Raw genomic sequence first — 16,356 nt, 5'->3', positions numbered from 1 at the left:
TTTTTCCGTGCTCCTCCCGATCTTCTTGAATGGCTTCATTTAAATCTTTGATATAGTTTTGTGTATCCTGTTCAATCGTTTTTCTTGTGTATTTGTGCTTGTTGGCATTGGCTTTCAGATGAGTTGAATCAGTGAAAAGGACACGTCCGCCCACCATATCATGATTGATGGCCTGAAGAACGATCTCATCAAAAATGTCTTGGAAAATCGTTGTATCTTTAAAGCGTGTGCGTCTGTTCCAGCTGATGGTGGAGTGGTGCGGAACTGGGTCATTGATATTCAGGCCCAAAAACCATCTGTACGCCATATTGTAGTAAATTTCTTTTTCAAGCTGTCTTTCTGAACGGATACCGTAGAGGTAGCCGATAAACATCATTTTGAATAAAATCAGCGGATCGAGTGAGGGGCGACCTTTGTTTTCGCTGTAGTAAGGCTTAACCTTTTCAATGATAAAAGAGAAGTCAATGTGTTTATCAATTTTTCGAAGCAAATGATCCTCTTCGACGAGTTGATCAAGCAGAACAAATTCGGCTGCGTTTTGAGAAGAATTTCTTGTGTGGAACATGAGANNAGTCTTTCTTTTATTTTATTACAAAAGAATGGATATTTTAAGGAAAAATAAAGGCTGTCGAGATTTTCTCGACAGCCTGAATCCTTATACAAGATAATGTATAAGGATTTTTTTGTTTCAGAAGGAATTTCTCGAATTATAGCGAATACGTATAGTAAGGGACTGAACTCTTATTATATGTAAGGGTTTTCATTATTTTTTTATAAAAATCCTATATACGAGGTAGATATGATGAGATTATCGTTTAACGAAGAAGAAGTTGAGCGTGCGATGAATTTGTACAGAGTTTTTGCAAGGGCTTTCAAAAGTGTGTCTGAACATAGTATCCGTGATAGCAAAGAGCACGGCTTTAATCCCACTGAATTTGCTGTACTAGAGCTCCTGTACACAAGAGGCCCGCAAAAACTACAGCAAATTGGGTCGAGACTTCTGCTTGTGAGCGGAAACGTCACATATGTCATTGACAAATTAGAAAGAAACGGATTTTTAGTACGGGAGCAGGATCCGAAAGATAAACGCTCCGTCTATGCGCATTTAACTGACAAGGGAAATGAGTATTTGGATAAGATTTATCCGATTCATGCACTGCGTATTGCAAGAGCGTTTTCAGGCCTTTCGCCTGATGAACAGGACCAGTTGATCCTTCTGCTGAAGAAAGCAGGCATTCACAGTCAGCATTTGCTGTTTCGTTAACTATTTTACACTCTCTGTTCAGGGAGTGTTTTTTTATTTCATATCAATCTTTGTAAAACATCTACAATCTTCCGGTCAGATATTTCGCCAAGATATCTATTGACACATCTTTCATATTCTTTCATTTGTTTCGATTGAAAAAATGCCGCAATACGCTCCTCTGCTTTCTGCATGTCCCAGTTTCTCATATCTGTGACAAGCCTCCGTTCCATTAGAAGATTCAAATTCATTTCCTCCTGTCCCGGCAGCGCATGAAAAATAAATACCGGAAGCCGTTTCTGTAAGCATTCGCTAATGGTTACGCCTCCGGGTTTAGTCATGATGCCTGCCGCTTGATCGTATAAACGATTCATCTCTGCTTTGCTGTGAAGATAGGGAATCGCTTCAATAAAAGGGTGACGTAAACTTTTGACATAGCAGTAGAGCTTTTCGTTTCTGCCGCATAATATTTTGTATAAGATGTTTCCGCCTGGCGACAGATTCTGAACCCATTTTAAAATACCCCCGACTCCCATGCTGCCGCCTGTGATGATGATGGTGTATGGCGGATGATGCTGGCAGGTGTCTGTTGATTCCATTTCAAACATTGGGTGAACGGGAATGCCGGTCAAATATATGTTTTTCTGATCGATTCCTTCAGACATGAGCTGCTTCTTGACATCCATGATCGGCACAAAATGGTAATCAATATTCTCCCGCCCCCATAATTGATTCACAAAAAAATCAGTATATACATTCACAACCTTCATATTCGGATATTCCGGCTTTAGCCGGTTCAACAGATAAGAAGGCAGTGCGTGTGTGCAGAAGGCGATATCAGGCTGTTTTTCTTGTAAGATGTGTCTCATTTGTTGTGTGAACAGCCATTCGTATATGGCATAGCGTTTATCATTTTGATATTTTCCGCAGGCGAAGAGCCTGTAAATGCCGCTGTACGTTTTCGGGAAATATTGAATCCATTTTAAATACGCCTCAGAGGACAGTTTTTCTAACCGTCTATACGTATGTGAAAAGATATCCATTTTCTCAGCTGCCAGTCCTTGGGTCTTCAGTTCAGCCTGCAGGGCATCTGCAACATGGTGATGCCCGGTGGATATGCTTAAAAAAGGAAAAATGAGAATGTTCTTCATGATGGTCCTCCTTAAAAAATATGGCAACTATATTTTGGGGAGAACGTTCACAAAATATAAGGGTGTTTTTGATCATAAGGAAGGTGAAGAGATGAAAACTTGTTTCCTTTCTATTTGGAGAGTGGTTGACCCGATTTATTTCTTTTTTTCAAGACTCACCTTGATTGACAAAGATCAAAAAAGCGTCTTTCGGGTCAGGTTGACGAAGTACAAAGGACATCATGTCGTACTGAGTGACGGAACACATATAAGAAAAAATGATGTGCTCGTTAAAATCCATCTGCACAACATTAAGCTGGTCAGGGAGCTGCAAAGCATTGAAAGCGCAGTCAGAAAAGGGCTCATTATCTATCAAAAAGTATATCAATCGATGCCGATTCTCGTGGATTACATCAATAATCACAAAAAAAGTGACAAAATTAAAGGGATTGTGGGCATTACAATGCTTGACAAAGGTGTGGAAAGGCTCGGTTTTGATGTGGTCACCCCGGTCAACCCTATTTACAGGAGTTTTAAAAAGATCACGCATATACCCATTTTCTATCTCACTTCAAAGCAGATGACCTTGCGTCATTTACCGAATACATCCTATTTGTTTATTTCGAAAGAAAAGCTGCAGAAAACCTATCAAAAAAAAGACTGATGCCTTGGTCAGCACAGTCTTTCTTGATTATATCTGATGAAATGTCACTTCAGGACGGCTGCCGACACGGATATTTACACCGGTTTGTCCTAAGCCTTCGCTGATATAAAACGGTTTATCATGGTGATAATGAAGGCCTTTAACCATATTCATGCGCACAAGTTTGCCCATTTTCGCTAAATGGTACGGTTTTGGCCAGTGAATTTGCCCGCCGTGAAAATGGCCTGAAAGCAGGTAATCATAATGAACATCTTTCATATCCAGAATAATGTTTGGGTCGTGAGTTAATACAAGGTGGTAGCCGTTTTCAAGATTTTGATAAGAGCCGGTAATATTGCTGCGATTCGTGCTGTAATCATCAATGCCGATAATATTGACAAGCCCTGCAGCCGTCTCAATTTGAACATGTTCATTTTGAAGTGTGATACAGCCGTTTTCCTCTAAAACATGCTTCAATCTCTGAAAGTCCTTTTCTTTCAATACATAATCGTGGTTACCGAAAACCGCATACATTCCATATGCTGGATTCAGCTTTTGCAATGCTTTCAAGTAACCTGCCAGCTTCGGAATATTACGTTTCCGATCTAGAAAATCCCCGGTCAGGGCGATGATGTCCACAGGCTGATCTTTTATTAAATGATACAGCTCTTCAGCTGATACAGAAATGTTTTCTAAGTGGAGATCTGATAAATGAAGGATATTTAACTTTTTTCTGGCTGAACCGTCTTTTTGATCGATTGAAATGGTGTTGACCTTTACATCTTTTGTATTGCGGTTCGCTTTATATATAAATGGCACAGATACGAGTATGGCCAATGAAAGTAATATTGTAAACAAAATACATCCCCTCCCCTCCTATCAGTATAGTAAGTAATCAAGCCTCATGGATAGCGGGAATTAATGGGTAAGAGACAGGTCGAAAAACGGTTTGTCATCTGATGAATGTTTTGGAGAGGAAAAGGGATAATAAATTTTGACACATGTGGCAGATCATGCCGGATGCGGTGTCAGAATAACAAATGGATGTGTAAGCGATGTTACGATTAATGAGACAACACAAAAAAGAAACATATTATCTCTGGATCGCATTATTTCTCCTTTTGCTATATGTATCCCCGCTCTTTATTTTAAAGGAAGATGCCCATATTCGCGTGCACGATAATTTAGATTCGAATATCGCTTGGTACAAGGTACTGGCAGATAGCGGAGAAATCATCGGCAAGGTTGACGCGGCCATTCCGCAAATCATTAACGGGCTGCCTCGGGACGCCTTTGGCACTGAGTTGAGCGGAATTGTTTGGCTGCACGCGTTCTTTTCTTCCATGACCGCCTATGCAATAAGCCAGACGATTACAAGGGTTGTCGCTTTTTTTGGAATGTATATGCTGCTGAAGAAACATGTAATTCCGGAGCCAAAAGCGGCTTTTATCACAATTGGCGTATCGCTGGCATTTGCCTTAACACCTTTTTGGCCTTCAGGAATGCTGAGTACGCTTGGATATCCTTTGGCACTGTGGGCTTTTTTAAATATCCGAAAAGGGGATAGCTCTTGGAAAGAGTGGCTCACGCTCGGTTTGCTTCCTATATATTCAAGCTTTGTCTTAGGCTTCTTCTTTTTCTTGGCAGGAATGGCGTGCTTTTGGCTGTATGATGCTATCGCAAATAGAAGATGGAACCTGATTTTTTTAGGCAGTATTGCATTTATGACGAGTATTTATCTTTTCGTTGAATATCGGCTTGTCTATTCGATGTTGTTCTCGCACGCACCGATGCATCGGATTGAATTTATTTCATCAAGGCATGACGTTTGGCACTCTCTCCGTCTATCCGTTAAAAACTTTGTCTATGGCCATAATCATGTGATGACAGTTCATACCGTTGTCATCCTTCCGATCCTGCTGCTCGTATTTGCAGCTGTGCTGTTCAAGCGAAACCGGACAAAGTTAGAAAATGTTTATCTGTTTTTATGTGTGCTTAATTACGGACTGTCATTATGGTATGCATTTTGGTTCAACAAAATATGGGCGGTGCCAAAGCAGAAATTTGCCTTTTTAGCCGAATTTAATTTTGCCCGTTTTCATTTTCTGCGGCCGCTTGTCATATACGTAAGCTTTGCGCTTGCTTTATATCTCATTTGGCGGATGGGAAGAGGATGGAAATGGATTGTATATGCTGCAGTTGCTGCTCAGCTGATGGTGTTGGCGCCTTTTAATGAAGAATATACGTATGGCGTTCACTACAATGCGCCGACATTCCGGGAATTTTATGCATCCGAGCAATTCAAAGAGATTAAGGAATATATCGGGCGTCCTCAAGATTCGTACAGGGTGGCAAGCATCGGACTGCATCCGTCTATCGCCCAATATAACGGGTTTTACACGTTAGATACGTATAACAATCTGTACCCGCTCTCATATAAATATGAATTTAGGAAAATCATTGAAAAAGAGCTGGAAAAAAACGCTCGGCTGAAACAATATTTTGATGAATGGGGCAGCCGCTGCTATCTTTTCGTTGATGAACTCGGTAAACGATATGATTTTAAAAAGAATTCGAAGAAAACGATTAATAATCTTCAATTAAATACAGATGTATTTAAAAAAATGGGCGGGCGTTATATTTTTTCATCAGTTCCGATCAAGAATGCTGATCATAACCATCTTTCGCTCGTTAAGACGTTTGACCATAAAGATTCTGCCTGGCGCATTTATTTATATGAAACAAGATAAGGAGGATATCGATTGAAACAGCCACAGCCAGTATTAACCATCGTCGTTCCGTGTTTCAATGAAGAGGAAGTGTTTCAAGAGACAAGCCGTCAGCTGACAGAGGTTGTAGACAGCTTAATTGAAGAGAAGTTAATCAGTGAAGACAGTAAAATTCTGTTTGTCGATGATGGCAGCAAAGACCGTACATGGGCCTTGATTGCTATGGAGAGCATTAGAAATAAGAAGGTGACAGGCTTAAAATTAGCCTGCAATGTCGGACACCAAAAAGCGCTTTTAGCTGGACTGCATAAAGCGAAGAATAGGTCAGACTGCGTCATTTCGATTGATGCTGATCTTCAGGACGACATCTCTGTGATCCGGGATTTTTTGCTGAAATATCATGAGGGCTGCGAAATCGTTTATGGTGTCCGCCGCAGCAGAAAAACTGATACCTTTTTTAAGCGCACGACCGCTTTAGGCTTTTATCGCCTCATGAATAAGCTTGGGATTAAATTGATTTATAATCATGCTGATTTTCGTTTAATGAATAAAAGATCGCTTGAAGAGCTCGCTCGTTACCCGGAAGCGAATCTGTTTTTAAGAGGCATTGTTCCCATGATTGGCTTTAGATCAGCCGAAGTCTTGTATGACCGTAAAGAACGCTTTGCCGGCAAAACGAAATATCCGCTGAAAAAAATGCTATCATTCGCTTTTAACGGGATTACATCATTCAGTGTCGCACCGATTCGATTCTTTACGCTTTTAGGTTTTGTTTTATTTTTCTTCAGCGCTGTGGCAGGAGTTGGCGCGTTTATACAAAAGCTGCTAGGCCATACAAATGCAGGCTGGGCGTCGCTCATCATTTCCATTTGGTTTTTGGGCGGGCTGCAATTAATGGGAATCGGGATCGTCGGAGAGTATATTGGAACCATTTTTTCTGAGGTGAAAAGACGGCCGAAATATGCGATTGATATCGATTTATATAATGAGCCGCTAAGCCCGCTCCAGCGCCAGGAAAAAGAGCGGTTAGAAAAAAAGTACAGTTGAATGGAAAGAGCTGACTTATTTAGTCAGCTCTTTTAGCGTGCGGCAAACTTGCTTTTGAATACCCACGTATTTGAATGATAGGTAGCTAATGACTCAGGCGTCCTCTTGAACCCCACCTCCATTACATGTGATGAAAATCAGCTCTTTTTCTTCAACTGATGGAAAATGGCGTTAAGAGGTTCATCTTGCGGGTTGCGGTAAAAATCAAAAAATGGGCAGCCCTGTTTCTTAATCCGATCAACTACAGTATCAATCGTAAACATAGCGGGTGTTATGGAGGGCTGTACCTCGTGCCAATAGAGCGGTGCCGCGACAGTGCCAAGGTCATTCCCTCTTGTCGAATAAGGACAAATAATCGTTTTTCCTTCTGCATGCTGCAAATAATCAAGATACAATTTGCCGTGCCTGTTTTTAATCAAGCGTTCAGTAGTAAATAGCTCGGGAAATGCATTGGTGCAGTACTCAGCGATCAGCTGTGTAAACTGGCGTGTTTCCTCATACGTAAATGCCTCTGGGGACAAGGGAATATAAAGCTGGATGCCCTTGTTCCCGGAAAGCTTCGGGTACGATGTGATGCCAAAAGAGTCAAACAACCGCTTCAGCTCATTCGCAGCCTGCACGGCCATGAGGAAGTCGTCCCGTGAAGGCGGATCCAAATCAATGACAATCTCAGCCGGACGCCTGCTTTGAATGGTTTGAAAAGGGACATGAAACTCCAAAGCAAGCTGGTTGGCAAGCCATAATAAAGTGGACATATCCTCGCAGACAATATGTTCATGGCTTCCGTCATAGAAAGATCGAACGAAATCCGGCGCATAGTCCGGCTTATTTTTTTGAAAAAACGATTCACTCCTTGATCCATGCGGGTAGCGGATGACGGTGACAGCACGGTTTTTCAGAAATGGGAACAGGTAGTCACTGACTTCAATCATGTACTGAATAAAATCTTCTTTCGTTTTTTTATTCTTTTCAAATATGATTTTATCCAGGCTTGTGAACTGAAGCTTTGGATGTACCGGTTTGGAGTGGCGAATGACTTGTGTATATGTGCATTCGGTCCAGTCCATATGGAGTTCAAAACCGACAAACGATACCTCTCTCAATGTGCCTTGGAGAATCGTTAAGTATTGAACGGTTGCACAAATCGATGGTTCTAGCGTAAATTCCCCTGAAGATGTTTTATGTCCGTGTTGTTCCATAACCTCACGTATGGCGTTTTTTTCCTCATCACTCATTCCGTGTGAGACAGAGGCAATCGGTGTCATTACGCCGTTTTTTAACACAGACACCGTCAGAAATCCATTGTTTGGGTTAAACCCTGTTATAACAACATAAGCTTGTTTAAAGTTTTTATATTTGAGCCAATCGGACGACCGCTTTCTTTCAAGCCACTTGCTGTTTGTTTTCTTCGCTACGATTCCTTCTGCGTCATATTTCATAACCATTTCCCAAAGCGGATCAAAATGATCGTAGCAGGGGACATACTGAATCGTTTCCTTTGCATAAGGGTCTGGAGACGCAGGAAGCTTTGCCGCAGACATGAGATCGCACAGTGATTTTTTCCGGTCCAGATACGAAAGAGGCGATATATCTTCTCCGCGGCGCTCTAACAGATCAAAGGCGAGAAAACAGCACGGACGCGCGTTTGCCGATTCCTGGATCTTTTCTGGTCTTTTCAAACGTCCCCGCACCTGAATGTGTTCAAAATCTGAACGGCAAGGGTTCACCAAACATACAATTTCGCCATCAAGTGTCAGGGGAAGATCTTTTTCCATATGCTGAAAGGCTGTTTTGGCGAATTGCGTGATTTCAGGAAAGGTACTGTTAAGCTCCAAGCCATTTCTGCTGGTTAAGGTCACACCTGCTGAATGGATGCGGAGAATACAGCGGTACCCGTCATATTTTACTTCGTAGCGCCATTCTGCTCCTATTGGCGGTGAGGAAGTAAGGACGGGCTGCATGGTGAACGCCATGGGCTATGACGTGCCGGAGGCTTTTTTTCTAGTTGTTTTTTGTTTTTTATCTCCGGCTCCTTTCGATTCATCGGTTTGTGCTGGTGCTGCTGCCGGGGTTTCCCGGTTCGGCTTTCTGGTCCGGTCGATGCTGGCTTGCAGGGCGCTGACCAGGTCAATGACATCTTCACGAGGAGGCGCTTTATCAGGAGTAACGGCTGTTTCTTTATTTTCAAGCTTGTCTTTGACTCTTTGCAGCAGGGCGTGCCGGTACGTGTCCTCATATTTCTCCGGCTCAAACTCAGCCGTCAGCTCGTCTATTAATGTGATAGCTGTTTGCAGTTCCTTCTCGTTTACATTCGATTGATCCGGCACACCTGGGACATGGGCAGCGCTTCTGACCTCATCCGGATAATGGATAGACTCCATCACGATACAATTTTCATAAACGCGGAGAATGGCCAGCTGCTGCTTCGACCTGATTGTCATATTGGCGATGCCGATCTTTCCGGTTGAGCGCAGCGCCTCACGCAACAGGGTATAAGCTTTCGTGCCGTTATCCCCGGGTCCGACAAAGTAAGAGCGGTTAAAATAAATCGGGTCAATTTCCTGCAGCTGAACAAAATCAACAATCTCAACCGCTTTCTCCTCATGCTCCTGCTTTAAGCTTTTTAAATCTTCATCCGTCAGCACTACATATTTTCCTTTTACATATTCATATCCTTTTACTATTTCATCAGGACCGAGTGTTTTTTCGCAATTCGTGCAAGTCTTTTCGTATTTGATTGGCGCGTGATCCTCTTTATGAAGGCTGCGCAGCTTAATGTCTTTATCCTCTGTGGCCGCATAGAGCTTGATGGGGATATTTACCAACCCAAAACTGATTGATCCCTTCCACATTGTATGCATATTAATAAACCCCTTTTTTTCTTTAGTGTGAAGAGGGGGAGTACGATTCATGTGTAGTAACTTATGGGTAAAAAAATAGCCATCGCTGTTATTGCGACGGCTGTTCGAGAATTAATTGTTCGAGTTGTTCCGGCGGTATCGGCCTGCTAAAGAAGAAGCCCTGTAAATGGTCACAGCTCTTTTGGTAACGCAGCTGTTTTTGAGCTGAATTTTCCACCCCTTCAGCAATCACCTGCAGACAGCTGATGTCCCATGGCAATGATAGCCCCGGTAATTTGCTCTGATTTCGGATGGGCCTGAATATCGTCAATCAATGATTTGTCGATTTTCAGCCAGTGATTAAGGGAGCTGTGTCCCGTTCCGTCATAATCAATACTGATTCTGATGCCTAATTCCGTTAAAGAAGACAAAACCTTCTTGGAGTGATCGAGTCCAGAAAGAATATAACTGTGCCATTGTTCAAAGGATGCTCGCGACTCATCACTGCCGTTAAGTTACTGCTTTGTCATGTCCTTGCAAATGACATAAATGCTGTCCAGTTCTTGATTGACCTCAACGGGTATTAGCGTGATGTTTAAGTGAAACTGGCCCTTTTCAGTGATAAGATCGCTATCACTGTTAATGGCCTGTTTTTCTTTTTTTACTTGCTCAAAAAGGCGATTAATCTTCATTGACGTATAATGTCTCCAATCGTGCATGTTAAAACCAAATTTTCTGATCATGTCCTCACCAGCATGATTGGACGATATAATGTCTCCATCTAATGACAAAATAAAAATCGCGTCAATATTTTGGACGATTAAAGGCTGAAACCTCTGTTCGTTATCCTTTATGCGTTCGCTCTGTTTACTAAACTTTCGGTCCGCATGGGAACTGGATAATAATAGCGTTTGTATACAGATAACGATTAACGTAACAAAAATCGACCAATGAAACGTTTGTACCTCCATATGGCTTCCGAGCGGTCCCATGTCCTCGTGAAAAGATGCCGCGAGCATCCCTGTATATTGCATGCCTGAAATCCCAGTACCCATTACAATTGAACTGATGACCTTATAAAACATAAGATGATCAGAATGTTTTTTTAAGGCCAAGTCAAAGAATATTTTTAACGAGACGAAAGATGCCGCAATCGCAATGATAATAGAAACTGCAAAAAGGATCGGTTCGTACATAATCATTACCCGGGAAATGGAAGACATTCCGATAAAGTGCATAAATGCTATAGATGCCCCGAGCACAACTGATCCGGTAAGCAGTCTGTAATTCGCAAGAAAATCCCAGGTGACAAAATATAATGACACAAATGATCCGGAAACAGCTGCGCCAATTGATGCAATTAAAGGCATGAATTCATATTGCATCGGCATCTCCATATAGACGGCCATCATGCCTACAAAATGCATTGACCATATACCGAATCCCATTATAAGTGAGCCGCCGATCAGCCAAAATAAGCTTTTTAAGCCTGTATTGATAGTGACTTTCCTTGACAGTTCAAGGGAAATGTACGATGCTGCACAGGCAATAAAAATAGATAAACATATGAGCGTTATATTATATGTAACGTGTATTTCCAAATGGAGATTCCCCCCGTGTCCTGTGTTGCTGTCTTCTTGACTCTCATTATTATCGGCTGCTTAGTCTCAGAGTTTCAGCCTTTATGAAGAAATACGGTAGTATCTATTTTTAGTTCAGCTGACCGTGAAAAATGTGTTAAAATTATGTTGACGTTTGTCGAAAAACAAAATGCATTTTACATAAATATGGAAAAAGGGGAAGTGATGGCTATCGAAGAGCTGGTTATGTCATGGATAGAAGCATTTAAAAGCTTATCTTATTTTGGAATATTTCTAGCGCTCTGTATTGAGTTTATCCCTGCTGAAATTGTCCTGCCGCTTGCGGGCTATTGGGTATCTAAAGGTGATATGACACTTTTTGGCGCTGTTTTGGCAGGATCTCTTGGAGGAGTGGCAGGCCCGCTTACGCTGTATTGGATAGGCCGGTATGGAGGAAGGCCGTTTCTTGAACGTTTCGGGAAGTATCTCTTTATTAAGCCTGAAGCGCTTGATAAGTCTGATGAATTTTTCAAAAAGCATGGGGGATTTGTAGCCTTCAGCGGCCGTTTCTTGCCAGGCATTCGGACATTGATCTCTATACCGTGCGGAATTGCAAAAATGAACGTTTGGGTGTTTTCGTTTTATACGTTTATCGCCATGCTGCCGATTACATTTGTATATGTTTATCTCGGTGTGAAGCTCGGTGAAAATTGGAAGGAAGTCGGTTCTATACTCGATCAATATATGCTTCCAATCGGGATAGCGATTTTAGCACTGTTCCTGCTCTATTTGCTGCTAAAAAAGAGGAAGAAACGCACTCATACCGAACAATTATCTGTATTTTTTAAAAATAAACGTTGACAAAGTTTCGCGCTGCGCATATCATTGACGTATAATATCATATTTCTTGAAATCCCAAAGGGGAGTAGCGTCCGGAATGTTTTCCGGAAACAAAGTCGTCATTTCATGGATAGCGATATCCATCGGCTTTGTTGGCATGCCTGAATTCATGTCTAGCAAGACCTTTGCCTTATGTCGGCAAAGGTCTTTTTTGCATGGTCCGGCCGGCATAAGATCGGATGAAGAGAAAGAAAACAACTTTTTTGGGAGGGTATCATTTATGGATGCAGCATTATTATTAGAGTATGGTTGGGTTCTTCTCGTCTTGATCGGGCTGGAAGGGATTTTAGCTGCCGATAACGCGCTGGTTATGGCGGTAATGGTAAAACATTTGCCGGAGGAAAAACGAAAAAAGGCGTTATTTTATGGGTTGGCAGGGGCTTTTGTTCTGCGGTTTGGCTCTTTATTCGCGATTTCTTTTTTAGTCAACGTATGGCAGGTTCAAGCAATTGGCGCAATCTATTTGCTGTATATCTCAGCAAGCCATTTATTGAAAAGATATGTATTTAAGAAAAAAGACACGCATAAAGAGACAAAGCAAAGCGGTTTTTGGCCGACTGTTTTAAAAGTTGAATTGGCAGATATCGCGTTTGCGGTTGATTCCATCTTAGCGGCAGTCGCGTTGGCGGTTACTCTTCCTGGAACATCGCTTCCGAAAATCGGCGGACTTGACGGAGGACAATTTATCGTCATTTTGGCTGGAGGTATCATAGGCCTGGTAATTATGCGGTTTGCAGCTTCAATGTTTGTTAAGTTATTAAAGGAACGTCCAAGCCTAGAAACAGCAGCCTTTGTGATTGTCGGCTGGGTCGGAGTAAAGCTTGCTTTATATACGCTTGCCCATCATGACATAGCGGTTGTTTCTGAACACTTTATCCATTCTGGAACTTGGAAGCTCATCTTCTGGGGTGTCTTAGTGGCAATCGCGGTTTGCGGCTGGTTCATGTCAGGTGGAAAAAAACAGCCGGAGGGCGCACAAAACGAACAAAAAAACAGCAGCCGGGAACGGGCGTAATCTGAAGACTCTGCATAAAAAGCAGAGTCTTTTCATGTTTAAAACGTTTTCATGAACGAAATAAAATAACATTTTTATAACAGCTTTGTTACAAAAAACACGTGTAAAACCCCCTTAATTCTCTAGAAAGGCACGAAATCATGTATAGGACGCAGAATGGTTTGTCACAATTGAGACATTGGAAATCAATATTTCTTTTTCTCCTTTGCGAATCCCTATCAAATTAGCTATCATTAATGAGTAGTTATAGGGAGGAACTGAGGTGAAACCAGTGCTTAGCCTTTTGTTTAAATTGGGAAAAAAGAAGCAAACGCTTGAAAAAACTGTTGAAAGTATACAAAAAGGCAATAAAGATCTTCAAAATGAATTAATACAGCAATATAAGCCATTTATCGCAAAGACGGTTTCATCCGTTTGTAAACGATATATAGATGAAAAAGACGATGAGTTCAGTATCGGACTGATCGCTTTTAATGAAGCTATTGAAAAATACTCACCTGAAAAAGGCAATTCTCTGCTCGCATTTGCTGAGCTAATAATAAAAAGAAAAGTCATTGATTACATCAGAAAAGAAGCCAGAAGCGCACAAAATATAAATATCGATTTACAGGAAGGAGACGATCAGGAATCATCACAAAGCCTGATTGAAGCTGAGCTTTCCATTGATGAATACCGCCGCCAGATTGAGCAGGAGCAGAGGCGGGAGGAAATCCTCTATTTCCAAAAGCAGCTCAAAGATTATGATTTATCGTTTAAAGAACTGCTTGAAAACTCTCCAAAGCATGCGGACGCTAGGCAAAACGCCATAAAGGTGGCAATGACCCTGGTTGAACATGAAGAATTAGCCGCTATCCTGTATACAAAGAAACAGCTTCCGGTGAAACAGCTAGAACAGCTTGTCTCTGTCAGCCGTAAAACGATTGAGAGAAACAGAAAATATATTATTGCGATGTGTATTATCATTACGGGTGATTATATTTATTTAAAAGATTATCTTAAAGGGGTGCTGCACTCATGAGAAGAGGGATTATAGTAGAGAAAAATAGAAAATTCGTTACGTTGCTGACCCCTGACGGACAATTTTTAAAAGCCAAAAATGATCGCCGCAGCTATGAAATCGGAGAAGAAATTATGCTTCCGAGTGAATCACGCATGGGCAGAAGGGCCAGCTTTTTTGATTTTTTAAAACTGCGCCCTTTCAAAATGGGGATTGTTACGATGACTGCTATTATGCTTTTTATTTTTATAGTTCTCCCCGTTTTCTCTAATAATAAGGCCTATGCGTATATGACAATCGATATCAATCCAAGCTTTGAAATGGCGTTAAACAGCGATTACGAAGTGATTGAACTGACGCCTTTAAATGATGAGGGAAAGGAAGTCGTGAATGATATAGATGATTGGGAGAAGACTGATTTTAAAAAGGTGATTGACGATATTATAACCGACTGCAGTGAGCATGGGTATGTAAAGAAATCGAAAGAAATATTGATTTCCACTGTTTATGAAAATATGGAAGACAATACATATAAAAAAGCTGTGAAAAAACAGCTGAACGATGTGACGGAAAAATATAAAACGACATATCGCATGGAATCTCTCGAGTCAGATATGCAGACGAGGGAAAAAGCGAAAAAGAAAGGCGTTTCAACAGGCAGCTACATCAAATCAAATGAAAAAAAGGATAATAAAGAGCCAAAAGATGACTCCAGCAATCCATCCGGGGAAGAGGATCAAAAGAATGCCGGAAATGAGGATGAAAATATCGATTCACCTGACGCCCAGGACGGCAATGGAGATAATGAACAGCTGGATGATACGGATTCCGGAGACCAGAAAGAAGATAAAACAAATGAACAGACTGATGATAAAGACAAAGATCAAAATGTAAAGAAATCAGATGAAAACAAAAATGCCGAAAAAGATGGGGATCATGAGCAAACCCCAATACAAGATCCTCAAGATAAAGGAAATGAAGACAACCGCGCTAAAAAAGATCAAAGCCAATATCACAGAGACTGGAATAACGGTGAACAAGGCAGGAATCGTTCTTCGTCCAACAGGGATAACACTTCGGACCGCAGTAATCAAAACGGCTACAGCAGTGATAATAATTCAGCTCAAACAGAAGATTCGCCGAGTGCCCCCGGCGAATAAAGACCTGAATTTATTTAGTTGTGCCATTTAATTGTGATTGTGCTTGCTGTACCAGCCGCTTTGTCATTTCCCCGCCTACAGAGCCGTTAGCGCGTGCGACTGTATCAGAACCAAGGTTTACACCGAATTCTTGAGCCACTTCGAGTTTAAATTGGTCTAGTGCCTGCTCCACCCCTGGAACAACGAGTTTATTTCTGCTCGCCATCTTTTTCATCTCCTTTTTCAATACTTGACGCGTACTTAGTTTGAAATGTACGTGGTTTATTTATGCTGGCAATTGTTGTGGAGAATAAGAAACCCCCGGCCACTAAGCCGGGGGTGACGCAGACTATATAATGTCTTCTGTCATTTTATGTGCGGTTGCTTGAATATGGAAGGTCAAAATGGAGAGGACTGTAATGGCGATAATCTGTCTGATCTTCAGCCATTGGCTGTCATTCAGTTCTTCAAAATGGTGGCGTAGACGCTCTGTCTCCTGTTCGACGATCTCCTGCAGATTCGATTCTTTCATAGAAGGCGTGTCTTGGTGATGAACGGCATCAAGCACATATGCACAGCTTTCATAATAAGAAATTGGGCTGATGACATCGTCGGATCTGTCTGTAATTGTGTTAAAGGCCACTTTTAAAATAGCACGTATGTGTTCAAAGTCATAAATGGATTTTAAATCACGTACAATTAAAAGAATGACTGCCTGTTCAACTGAGTATTTTTTGCCCAATTCAGGGTGTCCGATCAAATCCTTAATATCACGCTTTACCCAGTTTTGAATTGCAGTGGACTTTAACGAAGTCAGCTCGCATAGGTTGCCAAGCTCTACGATTTCGTTTGTAGAGAGACCGTATTCTTTTTTCTGCTTTCTTCGTTCGTATCTTGTGAGAAATTCAGGAATTTCAAGATGGTTGGCTGCCTTTTCTGCTGACATGGTCGCTGATTGGACGAGAATGTCGAGCGGGCTTATTTCTCCTTGTCCTTTTAGAGAATAGAGCAGCCGCACCATATCGGTTCGAGTGAGTTTAAAAATGTTCATTGTTCACCTCTTTAAAACAATTTGACGCGAATATAGTTTATG

General features: G+C 41.6%; 15 protein-coding genes and 1 pseudogene. 8 read left to right on the top strand and 8 right to left on the bottom strand.

Going from position 1 to position 16,356, the window contains the following annotated elements:
* Positions 1–565: transposase (locus MOF34_RS12330; RefSeq protein WP_419901030.1), on the bottom strand; the 565-nt coding region annotated here is incomplete at its 3' end.
* Between the two features lie 234 nt (positions 566–799).
* On the opposite strand from MOF34_RS12330, the gene MOF34_RS12325 reads away from it, so the two are divergent.
* On the top strand, positions 800–1,264 hold the full coding sequence (locus MOF34_RS12325; protein ID WP_079996345.1) for a MarR family winged helix-turn-helix transcriptional regulator: 465 nt from the start codon (positions 800–802) through the stop codon (positions 1,262–1,264).
* A gap of 38 nt (positions 1,265–1,302) precedes the next feature.
* Here the strand turns inward: MOF34_RS12325 and MOF34_RS12320 are convergent, their stop codons facing one another.
* Positions 1,303–2,394 carry an MGDG synthase family glycosyltransferase gene (locus MOF34_RS12320; protein ID WP_268400323.1) on the bottom strand — a complete coding sequence of 364 codons (1,092 nt, stop codon included), beginning with the start codon at positions 2,392–2,394 and terminating at the stop codon, positions 1,303–1,305.
* Between the two features lie 91 nt (positions 2,395–2,485).
* Here MOF34_RS12320 and MOF34_RS12315 point away from each other — a divergent pair, with 91 nt between their 5' ends.
* Positions 2,486–3,037 carry a YkoP family protein gene (locus tag MOF34_RS12315; protein ID WP_029317032.1) on the top strand — a complete coding sequence of 184 codons (552 nt, stop codon included), beginning with the start codon at positions 2,486–2,488 and terminating at the stop codon, positions 3,035–3,037.
* Between the two features lie 27 nt (positions 3,038–3,064).
* Here the strand turns inward: MOF34_RS12315 and MOF34_RS12310 are convergent, their stop codons facing one another.
* The gene (locus MOF34_RS12310) at positions 3,065–3,874 is read right to left on the bottom strand and encodes a metallophosphoesterase (RefSeq protein ID WP_019714164.1); all 810 of its coding nucleotides are present in this window, start codon (positions 3,872–3,874) and stop codon (positions 3,065–3,067) included.
* Positions 3,875–4,071: 197 nt separating this feature from the next.
* Here MOF34_RS12310 and MOF34_RS12305 point away from each other — a divergent pair, with 197 nt between their 5' ends.
* Together MOF34_RS12305 and MOF34_RS12300 are read left to right on the top strand one after the other, a co-directional pair.
* Positions 4,072–5,766 carry a DUF6044 family protein gene (locus MOF34_RS12305; RefSeq protein ID WP_019714165.1) on the top strand — a complete coding sequence of 565 codons (1,695 nt, stop codon included), beginning with the start codon at positions 4,072–4,074 and terminating at the stop codon, positions 5,764–5,766.
* A gap of 12 nt (positions 5,767–5,778) precedes the next feature.
* On the top strand, positions 5,779–6,792 hold the full coding sequence (locus MOF34_RS12300; RefSeq protein ID WP_019714166.1) for a glycosyltransferase family 2 protein: 1,014 nt from the start codon (positions 5,779–5,781) through the stop codon (positions 6,790–6,792).
* A gap of 137 nt (positions 6,793–6,929) precedes the next feature.
* Here the strand turns inward: MOF34_RS12300 and MOF34_RS12295 are convergent, their stop codons facing one another.
* From MOF34_RS12295 to MOF34_RS12285, 3 genes and pseudogenes are all read right to left on the bottom strand, one after another.
* Complete coding sequence (locus tag MOF34_RS12295) at positions 6,930–8,765, bottom strand: DNA ligase D (protein ID WP_268400320.1); 1,836 nt, start codon at positions 8,763–8,765, stop codon at positions 6,930–6,932.
* Between the two features lie 3 nt (positions 8,766–8,768).
* Positions 8,769–9,704 carry a Ku protein gene (locus MOF34_RS12290; protein WP_080010275.1) on the bottom strand — a complete coding sequence of 312 codons (936 nt, stop codon included), beginning with the start codon at positions 9,702–9,704 and terminating at the stop codon, positions 8,769–8,771.
* Between the two features lie 37 nt (positions 9,705–9,741).
* A pseudogene (locus tag MOF34_RS12285) lies at positions 9,742–11,233 on the bottom strand (MHYT domain-containing protein).
* Positions 11,234–11,419: 186 nt separating this feature from the next.
* Here MOF34_RS12285 and MOF34_RS12280 point away from each other — a divergent pair.
* The 4 genes from MOF34_RS12280 to MOF34_RS12265 all read left to right on the top strand — a co-directional run bounded on the left by MOF34_RS12280 (position 11,420) and on the right by MOF34_RS12265 (position 15,284).
* The gene (locus MOF34_RS12280; protein WP_268400325.1) at positions 11,420–12,073 is read left to right on the top strand and encodes a DedA family protein; all 654 of its coding nucleotides are present in this window, start codon (positions 11,420–11,422) and stop codon (positions 12,071–12,073) included.
* Between the two features lie 259 nt (positions 12,074–12,332).
* Complete coding sequence (locus MOF34_RS12275) at positions 12,333–13,127, top strand: TerC family protein (RefSeq protein WP_419901029.1); 795 nt, start codon at positions 12,333–12,335, stop codon at positions 13,125–13,127.
* Between the two features lie 262 nt (positions 13,128–13,389).
* Positions 13,390–14,145: an RNA polymerase sigma factor SigI gene (gene sigI, locus MOF34_RS12270; RefSeq protein ID WP_268400316.1), complete on the top strand. Its 756-nt coding sequence runs from the start codon at positions 13,390–13,392 to the stop codon at positions 14,143–14,145.
* A complete protein-coding gene (locus MOF34_RS12265) occupies positions 14,142–15,284 on the top strand; it encodes an anti-sigma factor domain-containing protein (RefSeq protein WP_268400315.1) in 1,143 nt (380 codons plus the stop codon). The genes sigI and MOF34_RS12265 overlap by 4 nt, the downstream gene beginning before the upstream one ends.
* Positions 15,285–15,294: 10 nt before the next feature.
* On the opposite strand, the gene sspD is transcribed toward MOF34_RS12265, so the two are convergent.
* Positions 15,295–15,489 carry an acid-soluble spore protein SspD gene (gene sspD / locus MOF34_RS12260; RefSeq protein WP_003218568.1) on the bottom strand — a complete coding sequence of 65 codons (195 nt, stop codon included), beginning with the start codon at positions 15,487–15,489 and terminating at the stop codon, positions 15,295–15,297.
* A gap of 123 nt (positions 15,490–15,612) precedes the next feature.
* The gene (gene htpK / locus MOF34_RS12255) at positions 15,613–16,314 is read right to left on the bottom strand and encodes a transcriptional regulator HtpK (RefSeq protein ID WP_019714172.1); all 702 of its coding nucleotides are present in this window, start codon (positions 16,312–16,314) and stop codon (positions 15,613–15,615) included.
* Positions 16,315–16,356 lie beyond the last annotated feature (42 nt).

It is taken from the genome of Bacillus sp. T17B1 (assembly GCF_026796395.1).
GTDB lineage: Bacteria > Bacillota > Bacilli > Bacillales > Bacillaceae > Bacillus > Bacillus spizizenii_A.
This window is presented reverse-complemented; position numbering and strand designations above follow the sequence as displayed.